Annotated in this window: 15 protein-coding genes, 1 tRNA gene and 1 other RNA gene; 3 read left to right on the top strand and 14 right to left on the bottom strand. The window is 40.0% G+C overall.

What is annotated here, in order from left to right; genetic code table 11:
• Positions 1–408: 408 nt before the first annotated feature.
• From DKZ56_RS02150 to ffs, 14 genes are all read right to left on the bottom strand, one after another.
• Positions 409–678, bottom strand: a complete 270-nt coding sequence (locus tag DKZ56_RS02150; protein ID WP_208651065.1) for a pro-sigmaK processing inhibitor BofA family protein — start codon at positions 676–678, stop codon at positions 409–411.
• A gap of 107 nt (positions 679–785) precedes the next feature.
• Positions 786–1,016: a YaaL family protein gene (locus tag DKZ56_RS02155; protein WP_208651066.1), complete on the bottom strand. Its 231-nt coding sequence runs from the start codon at positions 1,014–1,016 to the stop codon at positions 786–788.
• Positions 1,006–1,602 carry a recombination mediator RecR gene (recR, locus tag DKZ56_RS02160; RefSeq protein WP_208651067.1) on the bottom strand — a complete coding sequence of 199 codons (597 nt, stop codon included), beginning with the start codon at positions 1,600–1,602 and terminating at the stop codon, positions 1,006–1,008. Before recR ends, DKZ56_RS02155 begins: the two co-directional genes overlap by 11 nt.
• A gap of 13 nt (positions 1,603–1,615) precedes the next feature.
• Positions 1,616–1,930, bottom strand: a complete 315-nt coding sequence (locus DKZ56_RS02165; protein ID WP_208651068.1) for a YbaB/EbfC family nucleoid-associated protein — start codon at positions 1,928–1,930, stop codon at positions 1,616–1,618.
• A 49-nt stretch (positions 1,931–1,979) separates the two neighbouring features.
• Positions 1,980–3,734, bottom strand: coding sequence for a DNA polymerase III subunit gamma/tau (gene dnaX, locus DKZ56_RS02170; RefSeq protein WP_208651070.1), 1,755 nt, complete (start codon positions 3,732–3,734; stop codon positions 1,980–1,982).
• Between the two features lie 113 nt (positions 3,735–3,847).
• Entirely contained in the window at positions 3,848–6,439 is a 2,592-nt protein-coding gene (locus DKZ56_RS02175) for a VWA domain-containing protein (protein WP_208651072.1), read from the bottom strand.
• A complete protein-coding gene (locus DKZ56_RS02180; RefSeq protein WP_208651074.1) occupies positions 6,420–8,165 on the bottom strand; it encodes a vWA domain-containing protein in 1,746 nt (581 codons plus the stop codon). Before DKZ56_RS02180 ends, DKZ56_RS02175 begins: the two co-directional genes overlap by 20 nt.
• Before the next feature lie 11 nt (positions 8,166–8,176).
• The gene (locus DKZ56_RS02185) at positions 8,177–9,043 is read right to left on the bottom strand and encodes a DUF58 domain-containing protein (protein WP_208651076.1); all 867 of its coding nucleotides are present in this window, start codon (positions 9,041–9,043) and stop codon (positions 8,177–8,179) included.
• On the bottom strand, positions 9,040–10,005 hold the full coding sequence (locus tag DKZ56_RS02190) for an AAA family ATPase (protein ID WP_208652134.1): 966 nt from the start codon (positions 10,003–10,005) through the stop codon (positions 9,040–9,042). The genes DKZ56_RS02185 and DKZ56_RS02190 overlap by 4 nt, the downstream gene beginning before the upstream one ends.
• A gap of 38 nt (positions 10,006–10,043) precedes the next feature.
• The gene (locus DKZ56_RS02195) at positions 10,044–11,450 is read right to left on the bottom strand and encodes a DUF8809 domain-containing protein (RefSeq protein ID WP_208651078.1); all 1,407 of its coding nucleotides are present in this window, start codon (positions 11,448–11,450) and stop codon (positions 10,044–10,046) included.
• 12 nt (positions 11,451–11,462) lie between these two features.
• Positions 11,463–12,323: an ABC transporter permease gene (locus DKZ56_RS02200; RefSeq protein ID WP_208651080.1), complete on the bottom strand. Its 861-nt coding sequence runs from the start codon at positions 12,321–12,323 to the stop codon at positions 11,463–11,465.
• Positions 12,320–13,255 carry an ABC transporter ATP-binding protein gene (locus DKZ56_RS02205; RefSeq protein WP_208651081.1) on the bottom strand — a complete coding sequence of 312 codons (936 nt, stop codon included), beginning with the start codon at positions 13,253–13,255 and terminating at the stop codon, positions 12,320–12,322. Before DKZ56_RS02205 ends, DKZ56_RS02200 begins: the two co-directional genes overlap by 4 nt.
• On the bottom strand, positions 13,248–15,623 hold the full coding sequence (locus tag DKZ56_RS02210) for a DUF8725 domain-containing protein (RefSeq protein ID WP_208651083.1): 2,376 nt from the start codon (positions 15,621–15,623) through the stop codon (positions 13,248–13,250). The genes DKZ56_RS02205 and DKZ56_RS02210 overlap by 8 nt, the downstream gene beginning before the upstream one ends.
• A gap of 239 nt (positions 15,624–15,862) precedes the next feature.
• Positions 15,863–16,128: signal recognition particle sRNA large type (gene ffs, locus DKZ56_RS02215), an RNA gene on the bottom strand.
• 159 nt (positions 16,129–16,287) lie between these two features.
• On the opposite strand from ffs, the gene DKZ56_RS02220 reads away from it, so the two are divergent.
• The 3 genes from DKZ56_RS02220 to DKZ56_RS02230 all read left to right on the top strand — a co-directional run bounded on the left by DKZ56_RS02220 (position 16,288) and on the right by DKZ56_RS02230 (position 18,639).
• Positions 16,288–16,380 (top strand) — tRNA-Ser (locus tag DKZ56_RS02220).
• A gap of 124 nt (positions 16,381–16,504) precedes the next feature.
• Complete coding sequence (locus tag DKZ56_RS02225; protein WP_208651085.1) at positions 16,505–17,764, top strand: sensor histidine kinase; 1,260 nt, start codon at positions 16,505–16,507, stop codon at positions 17,762–17,764.
• A complete protein-coding gene (locus DKZ56_RS02230) occupies positions 17,761–18,639 on the top strand; it encodes a response regulator (RefSeq protein ID WP_208651087.1) in 879 nt (292 codons plus the stop codon). The genes DKZ56_RS02225 and DKZ56_RS02230 overlap by 4 nt, the downstream gene beginning before the upstream one ends.
• Positions 18,640–18,653: the final 14 nt, after the last annotated feature.

The raw sequence follows: 18,653 nt of genomic DNA on the forward strand, positions 1-18,653 counted from the left end.
TCAAAAAGCAAGCTTCTTAATTGGTCCGCTCGACTTGCATGTATTAGGCACGCCGCCAGCGTTCGTCCTGAGCCAGGATCAAACTCTCCATAAAAGAAAATTTGATTAAGCTCAAAATTTGTCCGTCTCCAATCCGTCAACGAGGGTTAACGAATTAGAATTTTAAACATTAACGTTTTGGTGTTCAGTTTTCAAGGTTCAATTAGATATTTCTTAATGACATTTATTGATTATATCACATTTTTTTATTAATTCAAGTGTTTTTTTGCTCTTTTTGGGAGCTTTTATATTATATCTAATCTCCGATGATGTGTCAACATAATTTTTTATCCTTTTTTGAGATATCCTCATCGCAAAGGGAACTTTATTATATCAACTTAGTTGGAAAGATGCAACTGTTTTTTTAAATTATTGAAATAAAGTTAGTACGGCAATGCATAGTACACCTGGAAAGCCTAACACTGTGATCGTGATGGCTGAAAAAAAGTTAACTGGAATGATGATGTTAAATCCGTCTAATGTAATATGGGCAATGTATAAAAACGCAAAGGAACATGCTAGACGAAACCAAAAAATCGCAATTTTTTCAATGATGACTCCGTAGCCGATTTTCTTCATGATGATTAGCAAAATCATGAGTAGCACGCATATAGCACCTAAACCAAAATATGTACCCATCAAATCCCCTTCCGAATTTAAGTACATTGGAAACATATGCTATTACGGCTACTCTTAGTATTGTTTTCTGCAAACAATTATTGCGGAAGAACTCAATTGCTCAATTTTCAACGTATGATAATTTTCCGGATCCGCGCTTCTTTAAATAGATAAAAATGAAGACTTTCTGCAATCCTGCTTTGTGCAATGACATCCAAATTATAGTCTTCTGTCAGTTCTTCAAGCTGCTTTGCATAATTCCAATCATCTTTTGTTTCTTTTATTAAACGAATTAACTGTTCGTCAAATTCTTTTTTCAACTTTCCTTTACGACTAAATAACCCCACCTTATATTTCACGCCGCCCTTCCAAAGCTTTAGATAATGTTACTTCATCGGCATATTCTAAATCGCCTCCCACCGGCAATCCGTGAGCAATCCGTGTTGTTCGGATTCCTGATGGTTTTACAAGACGTGAAATATACATTGCCGTTGCTTCTCCTTCAATTGTCGGGTTCGTTGCTAATATCAGTTCTTTTACTCTTTCGTCTTTTAAACGGTTGATTAAAGAAGCTACGTTAATGTCTTCAGGTCCTACTCCGTCCATAGGTGAGATGGCTCCATGCAAAACGTGGTACAACCCATGGTAATCTTTCATTTTTTCCATGGCAATCACGTCTTTCGGATCTTGTACAACGCAAATCGTTGAAACATCACGAGTTTGGTCGGAACAAATGTGGCAAGGGTCCACATCTGTTATATGTCCACAAACCGAGCAATACGTTAAATCTCTTTTTGCATCGACCAACGATTTGGCGAAGGATAAAACATCATCTTCCTTCATAGTTAAAACGAAAAATGCCAGTCGAGCCGCAGTTTTCGGACCGATGCCTGGCAATTTCATAAAGCTATCAATGAGCTTTGATATTGGTTCAGGATAATACATTCAAAATTGCCTCCTAGAACGGAAGGTTGAAACCTTGAGTGAATTTGCCCATTGTTGCAGCTGTTTCTTCTTCCACTTTCTTCAATGCCTCATTAGTTGCAACAATAATTAAATCTTGAAGCATATCTACATCTTCTGGATCCACTACAGAAGGATCGATGCTTACATCAAGCACTTTACGTTCACCGCTTACTGTCACTTTCACCATACCGCCGCCAGCAGTTCCTTCAAATTGTTTTGCATTTAATTCTTCCTGTGCCTGAAGCATTTCTTTTTGCATTTTTTGCACTTTTTTCATCATGCTTTGCATATTACCCATTCCACGCATAAAAACGTCCTCCTTCAATCACATTCATTTAAAATTATGCTGAAACTCCTCAATCATCCACTACCTCAACAAAATCTTTTCCAAACATTTTTTCCGCTTCTTTTACAATTGGATCTTCTGATTCCATTTCTTTCACATCGTCAATATATGGTGCTTCTGGAACACTTTCCTGAACCCTGTTCTCAGTATTTTGGGCTTTTTTAAGGTTTAAACCGTTCTCGCGAATAAAGTTTTCCCTTAAAACAGTCCACTGGCTTTCAGGAATACATAAAATTTCATACATATTTCCTGTTTGTTGGAAAAGCATTTGTGATAATGCAGTAGTAAGATCTCTGTTATCAGCAACCATTTGACAATGTATATCATACTTGAATTTTATCACAAATGCACTAGAAGATGCTGCAACCGGTTCAGCTTCCGCAAAAAGGGCGGATTGGGATTTTTGAAGCTGATTCAAAGCCGGCAGCCAAGCATTTTTCACTTGAATAATATCCTTTTTCGTAGCTGCTTTTAATACCTCTTTTATTCTGCCCTCTGGTGCTTTAAATCCATTCGTGATTTTTATTCTTTGGCGATTCTCTTCTCTGGCAGGCTGGTTGACAGCGGAAATTGCCTGTCCGTTTTCCATTTGTTCTTTCAATTGAAAGACTATTTTCTCCAATTGGGCAACTTTATCGTTCAAAGCAGGGTCTGCTTGGGTTACATTGACGGCGCCAACATTTGATAGTTGAGCCATTTTTAATAAAGCAGTTTCCAAGTATACCTTCGTATGGTGGGAATATCTCATATCTTGTTGGGTTTTTGAAAGGATGTCAATGTAACCGTACAATGTATCGGCGGAAACCCCGCGGGACAACTCCACAAATTTTTCTTCCGGCGTAACAAGCTCAAGCAATTCCTCTAAATCTTCGCTCGTTTGAAGCAATAATAAATCCCGGAAAAAGGTAATCAAATCTTCCGACAAGCGGAGAGGATCTTTCCCTTCTGCAATTAATTCATCCAATAAAGACAGGATGTGTGCAATGTTCTTTTCTTGAATGGCCGCTGCTAAATCATAAAAAACATCTTGGCTGATCGAACCGCTTACGAGCAATGCATTTTCAAGGGTCAATTTTTCCCCGCTGAATGAAACAACTTGGTCCAATAAACTTAAAGCATCCCGCATACCGCCGCTTGCCGCTTGCGCAATTACTTTTAACGCCTGTTCCTCGTAAGGTAATTGGATATCCTCTAATACGACTTTCATCCGTTCCACAATATCGCTTGATGAAAGGCGTTTAAAATCAAATCGTTGACAGCGGGAAATGATGGTTGCTGGCAATTTATGCGGCTCAGTGGTTGCTAAAATAAATACTGCATGGGCTGGCGGTTCTTCCAATGTTTTTAACAATGCATTAAAAGCGCTTGTGGAAAGCATGTGCACTTCATCGATAATATACACTTTATATCGGGCGCTTGCAGGAGCAAATCTAACTTTCTCAATAATGTCGCGGATTTCTTCAACGCGGGAATTGGAGGCGGCGTCGAATTCAATGACATCCGGGTGCGAACCTTCCGTAATGCTTCGACAAGTAGGACATTCATTGCAAGGTTCATTAGTTGGCGCTTTTTCACAATTTAATGCTTTAGCAAAAATTTTGGCCGTACTCGTTTTCCCTGTGCCTCGAGGACCGGAAAACAAATACGCATGGGTTGTTTTATTTGCTAGGAGAGCATTTTGCAGCGTTCTTTTCACGTGAGTTTGACCAGACATTTCACGGAAACTCTGCGGTCTATATACACGATAAAATGCTTGATACGTCAACGATTTCCTCTCCTTTTACCTTCGACATTGTTGTAGCTACATTATATCATTTCTTTATAATGAAGCGATAACAAACGGTGATGAAAAAAAGATGGCGCAAGGGCCGCCATCCTCTACTTTTTCTTCATTCCTTTTAAAATTTGGGCTACATTCGTTTCTTCTTCTATTATTTCATGGTCCACCGCAATTTTTTTCGGCTTTCCTACATTCATGAGGAAAGTCCAGCCAAATCTTCGGATGGTTATATCAATAAAGAAAATTAATAAGCTGATTAACAATAATAAACTTGAGATGTTTTGGCGGGTTGCTCCTTGTTCTTTAAAAGCCCGAAACACTTCTTGCGGCTCCTCAATCACTTTTCCGCCTGTTCTTTCAGCAATTTCCTTAAGCAATTCTTCGTTTGCCGGCTGCAAGTCATATTCTTCGCTATACGGAATGGTGAATCCCGCTTGATACACATCTTCACCTTTTGAAATTCTAAAAAACACTAAGCCAGGTTTTGCATCAACTACTGCCCGCACTTTGCTGGCTGAAAGGGTTTCTAATTGGACTTCCAGCTCATTTCCTTGCTCATCTACAACGGCTACATCCATGAAAGCAGCCTGATTTGTTGGGTCGGTAATAATGAAAGAGCCGTCCCCATCCATGCGAATGTCGTAAGCTATATCATTATAATTCGGTAATAATCTGGAAATTGCTGTATACCAAAAATCAAGCCAATGATTCCAACGAGCCCAATCTCCTGACCAAGCCCCTGTTGAATCAGAAGTAAAGGCAATGGTCCGCCCCAACCCATATTGCCATTCTGCAAGTACCGGGTCTTCCTTTTCACTTTCTGCAATAACACGAGCCGCTGCTTTTGCCGTTGTACCGATATAGGCATTCATTTTCGGAACGCCCTCTTCAAATAAATGATTCCATCCTTCCGCTCGGTAGACTGTTGGATAAAAAGGATGGTTTTCAATATAGGTCCGTGAAATCATCGCCGTCTCCCGGGATAAAATCGATGGAATGGTCGTTTCATCCGAAACATCGTAATATCTTCCGCCGGCAAGCTCACTTAAATGTTCTAGCAATCTCCTATCTGCATCCATTCCAATGGCAACCGTTGATAAGGTGATGAACTTTTCTTTTCCGCTTTCCATTAAACTTTCATAATCTCCAGAAGTAGCTGACTGTCCATCGGTTAATAAAATAATATGTTTCCGCTGTAAGTTTAAAGGAGATAAATTTTGATACGCCAATGCTAGTGAAGGATAAATGCTGGTACCCCCGCCCGGCGGTATGGATAAGATCGTATTCATTACCTCATCTTTATTTTGAATAGGGCTTGTTTCAACAAGCTCCCAAGGCTCAGTGTCAAATGCAATCAGCCCAAAAGTGTCTCCCTCCCGGAGCAATTCGACGGAACGCACCGCCGCTTCCTTCGCTAATTCTATTTTCGCCCCCGACATACTTCCGGAACGGTCAATAACAAGGATAAGCCCTAAAGATGGCAACTGATGTTTCCCCTGCACTTCCATTTCCACTGGAAGCAGCCGTTCAATCGGCGTTTTAAAATAACCGCCCAATCCAAAGCTATCTTCACCGCCAACCATCATAAAGCCAACGCCAAAATTTTTCACCGCCTGCTCGATGACGCTCATTCTCCCTTCCCCGACAAGATGGCCGGGTACATTGTCAAAAATGATGGCGTTATATTTCAAAATGTAAGACAAAGAACTTGGCAATTCTTCCGCAGCTACTTCATCAAAAGGAATAGAAGAAGGATTTAACATTTTGGCAATGGGTGAATTTCCTTCCTGGCTCACAATCAAGAGCCTTGGGGTGCTTTGAACATTTGTTACACTCGTCAATTTATTGTTTTCTAAAATGGCATCATTATCGGTTTGAATAAACGCTTCATATTTCACTAAACCTTCTTTGCTTCCTTTATGGGGATAAGCAAATACATTTCTTCCTTCATCCAATTGAATCTTTTCCCGGAAAATAAGCTGATCATTTTCATACAGCCATAACTCTCCATCTGTATCAATCGGTGATTCCATTTCCACCACTAATTGCTGTTCTTCCCCTTGATACGCTACTTGCGGCGTTGTAAAACTGCGAATAGCCACATCGTGAACTACATCTCTTTTGATTGGAACAACATCCACCGATATTTTTGAACCGGCCATTCTCGTAGCACTTTCCAACGCTTCCCCACTTGTCTCTACCCCATCCGATAGAAGGACAATACGGGAAACTTTATCTTTGTCAACAATGCCTGATGCCAATTGTAAAGCCTGCTCGATGTTCGTTGCGTCGACTTCTCTCATTTCACTTAAAGTCGGCGCATGCTCCAATGTATTCGATAAAATCGCTTCCGTTTGAAAGTTAGAAGCAAAGGAATAAACTCCTACCGAATGGGTTGATTTCTTAGCTTTCAAACTTTCTTCTATGAAATTCAACACTTCCTTTTCCGTTCCGGCCGTAGAAGCGGAACGGTCAATCAGAAATAGTACTTGCTCTTCTTTAACAGGCAACAAAAGGTAAGGGGAGGCGATGGCAAAAACGAGCAGCGTTACTGCCATAATTCGAATAATGAACACGATTTTATGCCCTTTTTTGAGCATGGAACGATGGCGCAACCACGTCCAAATCAAATACCCTAAGAGTGGTATGAGCAAAAGCAGAAATATTGGATCATCCATTCGCAAACCCATATCTTCTTTGCACCTCCCACTCTATAACAAGCAAGATTAAAATCATAAGCGCAATCCATTTCGCCAAAGATTCATTCCTTACTTCAACCTGACCGCTCACGGCATTTCCCAGCTCAAAACTCGTCCCCTCTTGAATTGTTCGTTCCTTCTGTGGCAGTTGAACAATCAATGGCTTCTCTTCATGTTCAGAGCGGGCAATATAGTACCCCGGTGTTGTCGGCGCCCGAAACTCCTGTGACTTTGCAAAGGAAGATACGTATTTTCCATCTGCCGTATAAATCGACCAGTCTCCTGGAACGAGCGAAACGGCCCGCTGCTCATTTGGCGTGAAGATGCCTAATGAACTTTTCCCTTCCATCATCTCATTTTGAACGCTCCATAAAAATAATGGAAAGGATGGATTCAGAGGCCAATCTGTAAACTCAATGTCTGTTAAAATCACAATATCGCCTTTTGGAGACCGCTGAATGAACGGATGCTCATCTACTTTCGCAATCGTTTCAAAGTTTTCAAAAGGCGGATACACAGCACTGACATACACATCTTCCAATGAACTGAAGGCGAACAACTCATCTTGCGACACTTCGACCTTCCCGTTGACCTCCATTTCCACCTCATCATCCCGACCGATTAATAAAATGGGTTCATTCCGCTCCAAAAGTTCTGTTTGATTGGTCACCACAATGGTTTCTTTTAAAGATTTCAATTGTTCATCTGGAACGCTTTTTACATCCAGCCCTAACGATTGAAAGCCCACTTGCACTAACTTATGCATATTTTGACCTACTGCAATTTCATATGGATCATTTCCAACAAAGGACATGAGCGAATTATCCGCTTCGTAATCATCCTTTGCTTTGATCGCAGCTATAAGCACATCACTTTTTGGAAGTCCTTCAAAGGTGTTGGTCCATTCTTCTTCCGCCTGCAACGTTATCGTTTTTTTCAGCAGCTCCTTGCCTTCTTCATCAAAAAATGAAAGCCTTACCGTTTGATTTTCTTTCGTTTCATTTTTTATTTGCAATAAAGAGATTGTTCCATCCTTCGCATTGGTTGCAGCAAGCCTTGTGATGGATACATTTTCTAAACCTTGCTCTGCTCCCTTTACAATCCATTTCACATGGTCGTTTTCAATGGGCAAATCCGAACGGGAAAGAGCATCGGTAAATAAATAAATCGTTGTTGGTGTATCCCCGACAAAGGCATTGGCCATTTCCAACGCTTTCGTCAGCTGTTCGTCTTCATAAGTGACCGTTAGTCCTTCAATCGCCTTTTCGATTTGCTGAACATTCGTTTCTTGCCGAACAATGGCCTTTGGTTCACTTCCCGTTGTGATGATTGTTAAAGGCCTATCACCGATTGTCTTAACTAAAGAACGCATCTCTTCCCTGTGTTTTTCAAACGTTGATTGTTCTTTTCCCGCAAGCATGGTGGCAGACGTATCCACAATCCATATGACTTGCTCACTAGTGATTTCCTCTGTTTTAATATATGGATTCATTAATGCAAGAACAAAAAGAAGCAGCGCCAGCATTTGTAAATAAAATAAAGCATTTCTTTGCAAATGTTTTAAGTAAGGTGACACATTCGTTTCCTGCATCACTTGTTCCCAAAAAAGAGTAGAAGCAACTTCTTGTTCTTTATATTTCTTTCGGAAGAAATAATAAAGTAGAACAATAATAGGAAAAACGATGGTCCATAGAAACATCCATTGACTAAATCCCAAAATGCATCACCTCACTGTACCCACCGATTCGTTAATAGCTGATGAAAAATGGCCTGCTGTATTCCATCTTCCGCGACAAGTTGAAGGGTTTTAATGCCAAAACGTTGGCAAATCGCACGGAAGGCCTTTTCATGCTCCTCCCGTTCCCTTTTATACTCCTCCAGCACTTTATTGGATATGGAAACATTGAGTTGTTCATCTGTTTCTACATCAATGAGCCGGACATCTCCCATATAAGTTGGATTTATTTCTTCTTTCGTCGCAATTTGAATGCAGCGGACATCCCCTGAAAACCGCGGAAGCTTGCAGAAAAATTGCTCCCATTCTTCCAAAGGTTCTAAACCGTCTGTCACGACAAAAAGAACAGTGCAATCTTTTGGCATCGCCATTAAAGCGTTTTTGGCAAAGCTCCCTTTATAAGACGTCTCTTCTAATTCCGTCACCTTTTGCAAGAAAACTTTTCGATAAGCGGCCCCTTTCCTTCTAAAAAACGAATCTTTTTCTATTGTAGAAAAGGAAAGCCGGTCGTCTCTGTTTAAAACCATAAAACCTAAAGCACAAGCAATCTGCCTTGCAAACAGCCACTTTTTCTCCTCCCCCATCGAGCGGGAAGAATCAAGCAAAATATGGACTCTCATTTCCTGTTCATCTAAAAAACGCTTAATATAATACTTCTCCGTTCTAGCATAGACATTCCAGTCCACTTGCCGCACATCATCCCCTTGGGCATATTCCCGATAATCGGAAAAATCAAGGGAAGAGCCAAAGCGGAAAGAGCGGTGGGAGCCTTTATGATGCCCCCTTAATTTAGAAGATGTAGCCACCGATAAGCGCCCGATTTTAGAAATCAACTCATCCGGCAAAATAAAAGGATTCATGAAGATGCTCCTTGAGGAAGATGATGTAAAATTTCATCGATTAGGTCGTCTGTAGTTTTTCCTGCTGCTTCCCCTTCATAGTTCAAAAGAATTCGATGGCGCAATGCCGGTTTGGCGACAGATTTTATATCCGCAATGGCAACATGGAATCTTCCGTGATAAACTGCCCGCGCTTTTGCCAGTTTAATAATGCTTTGGAATCCCCTAGGCCCGCTTCCGTACATAACATATTGCTTCACAATGGAAAGGGCATTGTCTTCTTTCGGATGCGTCGCAACCACTAAATCGGCGGCATATTCCAACATTTCATCGGCTACCAGCACTTCCTTGACCATTTGCTGCGCTAAAATAATACTCTCAGCTTCCATCACTTTTTCCAGCTGTACATCTTGTGAACCGGTTGTACGTCTAACAATTTCGATCAACTCTTCTTTGCTTGGATACGGCACTAAAATTTTGCATAAAAAACGATCCATTTGCGCCTCTGGCAAAGGATAAGTTCCTTCCATTTCAATGGGGTTTTGTGTCGCCAATACGAAAAACGGTTTTGCCATAGGTTTCGTATCTCCCAAAACCGTCACCGTCTTTTCCCCCATCGCTTCCAATAAGGCGCTTTGCGTTTTCGGCGTTGCCCGGTTGATTTCATCAGCCAACACCATTTGGCTGAAAATCGGCCCTGGCTGAAACTCAAATTGATGATTGCCTTTATCCGTCCGCTGAATGATATTGGTTCCTGTAATATCTGCAGGCATTAAATCAGGCGTAAATTGAATGCGGGAGAAGGATAAGTCTAAAACCTGTGAAATGGTCCGAATCAGCATCGTCTTCCCCATGCCAGGCAAACCTTCCAATAATGCATGCCCATCAGCTAATATAGAAAACAATGTATATTCAACCGCCTCCTCCTGACCAACAATTAGTTTGCCGATTTCTTCCCTCACCCGCTGCAATTGTTCCGACATTTCCGTATATTGCTGTTCACTAAACAAACGAATTCCCCCTACTCCTCAGACTGAATCGATGAAAAGTACGACTCCACAACATTTTGTAAATCCGTTGGCAATTGTAGACGTTTTGCGCTTTGCAAATAGCGTTCTTCGTATACCCCGATGACTTCTTCGTATGGCCGAACAGTTCCTTTCGTTGCTGGAACCGAACCTTTTTGTTCGTCTGCCGGATCTCCTTCTCCTAATGTACCTCCATCAACAGTTGGATCACTGCTTCCCCCTAATCTTTCGGAAGGAACGGAAAGAAGTGTACGCCCTCCCGCTCCTAATCCAGCACCACTTGAAGAGAAGCCTCCTTGACGCACAGCACCAGAGCCGACGCCTTGATTGCTTCCATTTCCTGAGCCGCCGCTTCTTTGGCTTTGTTGATTTCCTTTTCCGCTACTTCCTTGGCCTTGATTACTCCCGGAACCCGCATTGCCTTGGGCTGTCTTCCCATTATCTTGCTGTTGATTCCCTTGATTGTTCCCCGTTCCTTTTGGAGATGCGGAGGCATTTTGGGATTGGGAACTTTTTGATTCATTCATTTGGCTAATCGTATTTTGCAAATCAAAACTAATTGGCTTTCCTAGTTTGCTTAAATACGATTGTGTGCTTAAGGCGTTTTGGGCTAGGGCATTTTGCAACTCCCCGAGCTCTTTTAACTTCTGCAATTCCTCATCTGAGAGCCCTTCCCCTTCTCCCTTTTCAGCCAGCTGCTTTTCCTTCAATTTTTGTTCTAACAAGGTTAATTCTTTTTGTTTTTTCACTACTTCACGAAGCGCTTCTTCAGCCGTTTCCGCCTCTTTCAACTTTTCTTGAAGTTCCCTCATTTTCTTTTTCACATCTTCAGATTTGGATTTTTTCTCCAACTTAGCGACTTCCTTTTTCATTTCCTGAATCGCAGTCCGCTCCTTTTCCACCCCTTGCGCCTCTTGCTGGGTTTCAGAAGGGAAAATCCATAAAGCTATCAAAAGGATGGAAGCAAATAAAATGCCTAGTAATGCTTTTGGCCGCCAATATTGTTTCGGACGGTTCCTAAAGCGCACATAAGCCTCATTTGATTCTTTTACCGCTTTATTCATGATGGATTCTATCAATGGATGTTCATGTTGTTGAAAGGATAAAGCGGTAACCAGCTCGTTAAATGGATAATAAACATCCAGCTTCCGCAACGCCTCTTTCATGCGAATGCGCTTCTTCCACATATAAACAAAAGTTGACATAATCGTTGCACAGGCTACTACAAAAGCCGTTTCATCATAATAAGGAAAAACAAAAAAGCGGGAAAGCATTAGGATCGCCAAGCTAAATAAGATTGAAAGAAAAATTCCATATTGCAATAGAGGCAGCATTTTCTCCACGTTTAAGCTTCGTTTTGCCCGCTTTACAAATGTGAATAATTCCTTTTGACGATCCATCTTTCCCACTCCTTAACGATTCGTTTTCATATTTGCCCGCAATTTACGGATCGCAATGGTTAAACAAACAACGGTTATCAGCACATAGAAGATTAAATAGACAATCCAATTTGGAAATTCAATGCCAACTGCTAATTGCAATGTATTCCTTAATTCTGGATAAAGCAACGTAAAAATCAAAACACCCGGATTAATGCATGCCCAAAAATAAGTGAATGGTGAAAAAGAATTTAAATTTTGAGTATTTTGCTGTACTGTCATTATTTCATCTAAATAAAAGCCAATGAAAAAGAAGAACAAGGTAATACCACCCAAAAAGATCATGGACCCATAAGTGGCAATCATGGAAACAATCGTTCTTTTCGTCAGGGTCGAAAACATGATTCCAATGCTGCCAATAGCAATCAATGTCACGAAATAAAAGAAAAACATCGTCATAAACTGCCATGGGGATACGCCGCCAAATAAAAACACCATACTATACAGCGGCAGCCCCGCCATGAGCATTAAAATGAGAAACGCAACCGATGACAATAATTTCCCGATAATAATTTGGGAAGAGGTTTGGGTCGTCGTCAGCAAAATATTCAGTGTTTGCTTTTCCCGCTCTGTGCTGATGGACCCGGCAGTAAGCCCCGGCGTAATAAACATGACAAGCGCCATTTGCAAAACGGAAAGCACCGCAAACATTAGGAAACTTTGACTTGGTTTAAAAAAGCCGGAAACCGAAAAATTAGTAAATACAAGCAAGAAGCCGGAAACAAAGATGATGAGCACCGCCAAGTAAAACATCAAGCCGGAAAAGCTTTTAAAGGCGCGGAAACGCAATTTTAATTCTTTCATCAATACGGGATTAAAAATGAATCCTTTCATTTTGAATCCGCTCCCTTCGTAATGGCCATATACACATCTTCCAAATCCTTTTGTTCTTCCATGAATGCATAAATGGAAAGACCTGCTAAGATGGCTTTATGCAACAATTTCATCTGGTCTTCTGCTGAACCTTTATAAACAAAGGTGATTTCCTCTTTTCCTTCCGACACTTCAATGGATGAAACAAACGGATCTTCTTCTAAGAACTTCACGGTCTTTTCTATTTCATTCAATACTTTCACGGTAATTTGCTTATCTCCCTGCAATTGGGATTGAATTGTTTCAACACTGCCTTGGGCAATTAACCGGCCTTTATCAATCACGCCTATTTCATCACACATCTCCGCTAACTCCGGCAAAATATGAGATGAAATTAAAATGGTTTTGCCCATTTGTTTCAGCTGCCTGATGATTTCCCGCATTTCGACCCTTGCCCGAGGATCCAAACCAGAAGCCGGCTCATCCAGAATCAACACTTTTGGGTCATGGATGAGCGAACGCGCCAAACATAACCGTTGCTTCATGCCTCGAGACAATAAATCTACATATTCGTAGCGCTTATCTGATAAATTGACGAGTTCCAACAGCTGTGGAATAAGTACTTTCCTTTCCTTTTCTGAAAGCCCGTAGCAAGCGCCGTAAAAATCTAGATACTCATCGGTTTTTAACTGGTCATACACGCCGAAAAAGTCTGGCATATAGCCAATTAACTTTCTTACTTCCTGCGGTTCTTTCACAACACTTTTTCCATAAATAAACGCATCCCCTGATGTTGGAGAAAGAAGGGTGGCAAGAATGGAAAAGGCCGTCGTTTTCCCAGCACCATTGGCACCGACAAACCCAAACACAACACCTTCTTCAACGGTCATATTCAACTCATCAAGGGCTTTAAAATGGCCAAACATTTTTGTGAGATTTTTAATTTCAATCATTCTTCGCCACCCCCTTCAATTCAATAGACGACAAATGCATCGGCAACTCATCGCCATTTGCACTAACTTGAAGCAGCATCCTAATTTCGTGTTCATCGGAAAAGTATTGTTCGATTTTTTCATCCATTGTCAGTCCTTCCACTGGAATCGCTTCATATTGATTTGTCTTAAAGTTCCAGATGGACATCGTGACTCTATTTTTCTCATGATTTTTTATTTTCATTTCTGTTAATTGGAAATTCTCATTGAAGATTTCTTTCGGAACGTCGATTCGATATTCATGCTCACCCGGGCTAATGTTCCATTCTTTCGTTTGTTCATCCATAATATCCGCATACCCGCCATTCATTGGATATACGTAAGTTTCCATCATGCTGTCATTAATCGTAAACTCCCCTTGAATTTCCAATTTTGGCTGGAATGGCTGAACGATAACGGCAATTGGACTCAATTCTGCGCTGTTTTCCAATTGAATGCCAACAAGGGCTTCTTCTGTCCATCCAACCAACACTGGTTGATTTTCATCCACTAAATTTAATGATTGATATTGCAATTGTTCGATTCGTTTCGGAATTAACTGTTCCACCTCTTTTGGTTCATCCCAATAACCTCTATAAGGCACTGGTTTTATTAAAATCGAACTTTTTATTTCTTTTGACACTTCCACCGTTTCATTTGGCTTCAGATCTCCAATTTCTATTTTTCTTGAACCTGACCAAATGGTTGCATCTTTGATGATAAATGGAAAATTATTCTTTACCGTTCCTTCTATTACTGAATCTTTCACCGTTAAATCAATTTCAAAATTTCCGGCATTTGGTATGTTGGATTCGCCAATGACTGATTTTACAGCCCAGTAATTTAAATTGCGCAAATGAATAGTAGAACCGTTACCGTGGTTTTCTGTATAAGCTTTCTCATGCAAACTTCCAGCACTCTCCACACCATAGCCAATCACTGCATACGATGTAGTATTTTCATCCATTGTCAACACAAAATCTCCGCTCCGGTTCGTTAAAATGGATTCGGCATAATAGCCGGTTAAATCCTTCCCATCCACCTTATAAAATGCGGATTGGTGGATTTGCGGCTGCAAGATGCGATCCTTTGCGCCAAACACAAACATCAATAATGTAAGACCAATGGAAAGCACTGGAATCACCCACCAAGCGTGCTCCCGTTTATCTAGCTTTTTCAAAATCAGATATAAAATCGGTCCCACAATGAACATATAAAGAATGATTGTGACAATGACCAATACGGTATTCACTTGAAAGGAAGGGAATAATTCGTTTAAATTTTTAAGTTCATAAGCAATAGAATCTAAATAATTCGCTCTACTCAAATTAGCGAAACTTGTTTGCACATTTAAAATTTCGCTTAATAGTTTCCCGTAACCATCCATCACCGACAGTGGCTGATCTCCTAAAGAAAAAGTGGTTTGAATGATTCTCCCTTTCCCTAAATCAATAAAAGATGCAAGGATGGTATCCCGATCTGCAAGTATTTTCTTGCTCCCTTTCCGTTCCGTTGCCTGAAACACTTCAATATTATCCGTAAAGATGCCGCCTTTTGATAATTCACCTAACGCTTCCTTTGTAACGACAACTTTTTCGCTCGACAATTGCAAAGGCAGATAGTCGCTCAAAATGCCCATGGAACGATCGATTTGCTCATGGGCTCCAACAAGGAGAATTCCCCCTTTTTCAACCCATTCCAATAAGGCTTGCTGTTTTTCTTCTGGTAAATCTCCTATATTCATTTCATCCACAACGAACAAATCCGCCATAGCTAATCCTTTGTAATCGGAAGGAAAGTCATAGCCTGAAAGTTGATTTAAATGAAAGATTTCAACTTTGTTTTGAACATATTGATTCAAACGCAATAAAGCCGCTAAACGGTCGCTATTTTCCGTATAGGTAAAAATGAAGGAAGCATCTCCATCGTAAAAATAGCGGAAGCGAGGATTTTTATCTCCTGAATAATCAATTTTTTTCCCTTTTTCAATCCCCCCTTCGTAAAAGACGAAGAGAGGTTCATTTTGTGAAAGGTTAAAATAATCATCTGAAATACCATCTAAATACATCGTTAATGTTTTCGTTTCACCTTCAGCAAGATCTAGCGGATACACTTGTGCAGAACCTACTGAATAAGTCACTTTTGCATCAATGACTAAATCTCCTGAAAAATCGCTGCCGCTATTTGTAATGGTTAGTTTTATAGGCAAAGGTTGATATAATTTAATCGTATTGTTTACCCCTACTTCCGCTTTTACTTCCAATTTGGGCGCAGCACGAGCAGCATCTATATCTATTTGAAAGAAGATAAATAATGCCATCAGCATAAAAATCAATTTCAATCTATACACTCGTTTCCAACTCCTTTATCTATTTATTGATTAGTACGTTTTTGGAAGCTTATTGTTCCGAAGATTAAGAAAAAATAAGGAATTTTTAAAAGTTTATTAAGAAATTGTTCGCTCTTGTCATATTTCTACCCTTTTCTTCCATCGATTAAAAATAAAAGGCTGCAGAAATCCAAAAATGTGGATTTCTGCAGCCTTTTTAATTATAAAAAGCCGTCACGGCATTCAATTCCTACTTTATGCCGTGCACCTTTCCTCGACTGAGCCACATAGGTGCTACTCTTGCCGCCAGCTCGGGTCAGGCTACCCCACGGCACATGGGTGAAACCACTTAATGCTGCTTCCTTCCGGACCTGACATGGTTCATGGCTGCCCATTGCGCGGGACCCAACCTTCAACGCTACGTGCAAGAGGCGAACCCTACATGGGCACAGCCTCAAAAAGGAATTCAGTCTCGCTAGAGCGGATTGCGAGTTACAGGGCACCGCTACCTCCCCACCTAGCACGGCATAAATTAGTATACCTTATTTCAAAGAAAGATTGCAATGTTTTGTTCTGGGTGTTCTTCTATTTGTAATATAAAATCCCTTAATCATCCTATTTGCTTATTCCAAAACTCTTCATTGACTTATAAGGAAATCTATGATAAGATATCTGATGTCGAAATGGAGGAATACCCAAGTCTGGCTGAAGGGATCGGTCTTGAAAACCGACAGGCGGGTCAAACCGCGCGGGGGTTCAAATCCCTCTTCCTCCACCATACATAAGATCATTCAACCACTACTGTTGCAGTAGTGGTTTTTTTGTTGCAATAAATGTTTTTTATTTTCTTTTTAATTTAAATTAAAATAATAACAGTAAGCATGATTTTTAAGGAGTATATAATGGAAAAGACTAAATTCGTCCACAATCATAAGTTTTTGTTGATATTTGCCGTAGCAATTGTAACAGCGATTGCCAGTGAAGTGAAAGTCATTCCTTACGAAGGAGCTCCTTTCCGATTCGGATTAGGGACTATTATGTTTTTATTGGGAATATTAATTCGCCCTTTGCCCCTAATCTATACAGGCCTCATTACCGGAATCCTTGTCGTGCTGTTCCGTACAATGTTAGATTGGCTCTTTTTTGAAAGCGCTTTTTCATATTCCTTTTTTTCCCATTTTCCAGCAGGTTTATTTTATATTTTATTCGCTATCGGTTTGCGTATAATCAATACAGAAAAGTATAAATCAAAACCTTTGTTGTTGGCCAGTTTCATCATGATGATTGAATTTGTCAGCAATTATATCGAGCAGTTTGTCACTTCTGTATATATTACCAACATTTCTGTCACAATAAAAGATATTGGTTTGCTTCTTTTGGTTGCCTTCATTCGGAGTTTCTTTGTCATCGGAATTTATAGTTCAATCACCGTCGAAGAACAAAAAAAGCAAATGCAGCAATTGCTAAATTTCATCTCAACCCTCTACGTTGAAGCACTATATTTAAAAAAATCAATGAATGAAATCGAACAAATTACAGCAAGTAGCTATGGTTTGTATGAACAATTAAAAAATATAGACCCGGCGATCAGCCTAAAAGCCCTTTCCATTGCCCAAGAAATTCATGAAGTCAAAAAAGATGAACAAAGAATCTATGCCGGCCTTTCCAAAATATTAAATATAAAGCTGTTAGATGCTTATTTCATTTCGGATTTGCTTCAATATGTGAAAGAAACTAATGAAAAATATAGTGAAATGTTAAATAAGAAAATTGATATCACCGTTTCTTGCAATCAAGATTTTCGTACAAATGAACATATTCCATTGCTTGCGCTCATGAATAATTTAGTGACCAATGCGGTGGAAGCTATTGAAAAGGAAGGAACCATCCATATTGCCGTTCACGTCTCAAAAAGCTTTGCAACTATTACAGTGGAAGATACGGGAGCCGGCATTCCAAAAAATTTAATTCCTATCATATTCGACCCTGGCTTTACAACAAAATTCAACGGAGAAGGAGTGCCTTCAACGGGAATCGGTTTGTCCCATGTACAAGCAATTGTTGAAAAATTCAACGGAACTATTCATGTAGAAAGCGATGAAAAAACCATATTTTCGATTAAGATTCCAATTCAATATTTAGTCAAAGGGGATATAGCATGAGATATTTTATAGTGGATGACGATCGGGCAAGCCGCGCCATGCTCACTCAAATCATTGAAGATAGTCAGCTTGGCACTGTTATTGGGGAAGCTGCGAATGGAGAAGAAGCCTTTACACAAATATTAGTAATGCATCCAGACTTTGTTTTAATTGATTTATTAATGCCGAAAATGGATGGATTGGCAACAATTGCTCGCCTCCGTGAAAGCCATTATGACGGAAAATTTATTATGATTTCTCAAATCATTAATAAAGATATGGTTGCCCAAGCTTACGAAAAAGGTATTGAATTTTTTATTCATAAACCTATTAATAAAGTAGAAGTGGAAATGGTGTTGAGAAAGACGGAAGAGCAGTACCGGTTAAAAAGCTCCCTTTCAGCCATACGTGAATCTCTTTCCAACTTCGAAACCCCAAGTACTCAACAACCAAAAAAATCAATCAGAGACCAAGTTTTAAGCATTCTTAATGATATGGGAATCGTCGGAGAAGCGGGAAGTGAAGATATCACGAAAATGATTGAGCTGCTGATTATAGATAAACAAAAAAATATGCTCCTCCCCCCATTAAAAGAGTTATATGAAAGAGTTGCTAAACAGACAAAAATTACCCCTGATGAGGTCATGAAGGAAAGCAAATCCATTGAACAACGCATTCGCAGAGCCATATTAGCAGCTATGACTAATTTAGCCAACTTAGGTTTAATTGATTATACCAATTCTGAATTTGAATATTATGCCCCCCGCTATTTCGACTTTACAGAAATTAGAAAATTAATGAATCAAATTAAGAATAATGAAGAAAGAAAAGTAAAAATTAACATAAAAAAATTTATTCAAGTATTATTTACAGATATTGCAAATAAATCAAATTAAAAAATTTTTTATCG

Source organism: Ureibacillus thermophilus (assembly GCF_004331915.1).
GTDB classification, from domain to species: domain Bacteria; phylum Bacillota; class Bacilli; order Bacillales_A; family Planococcaceae; genus Ureibacillus; species Ureibacillus thermophilus.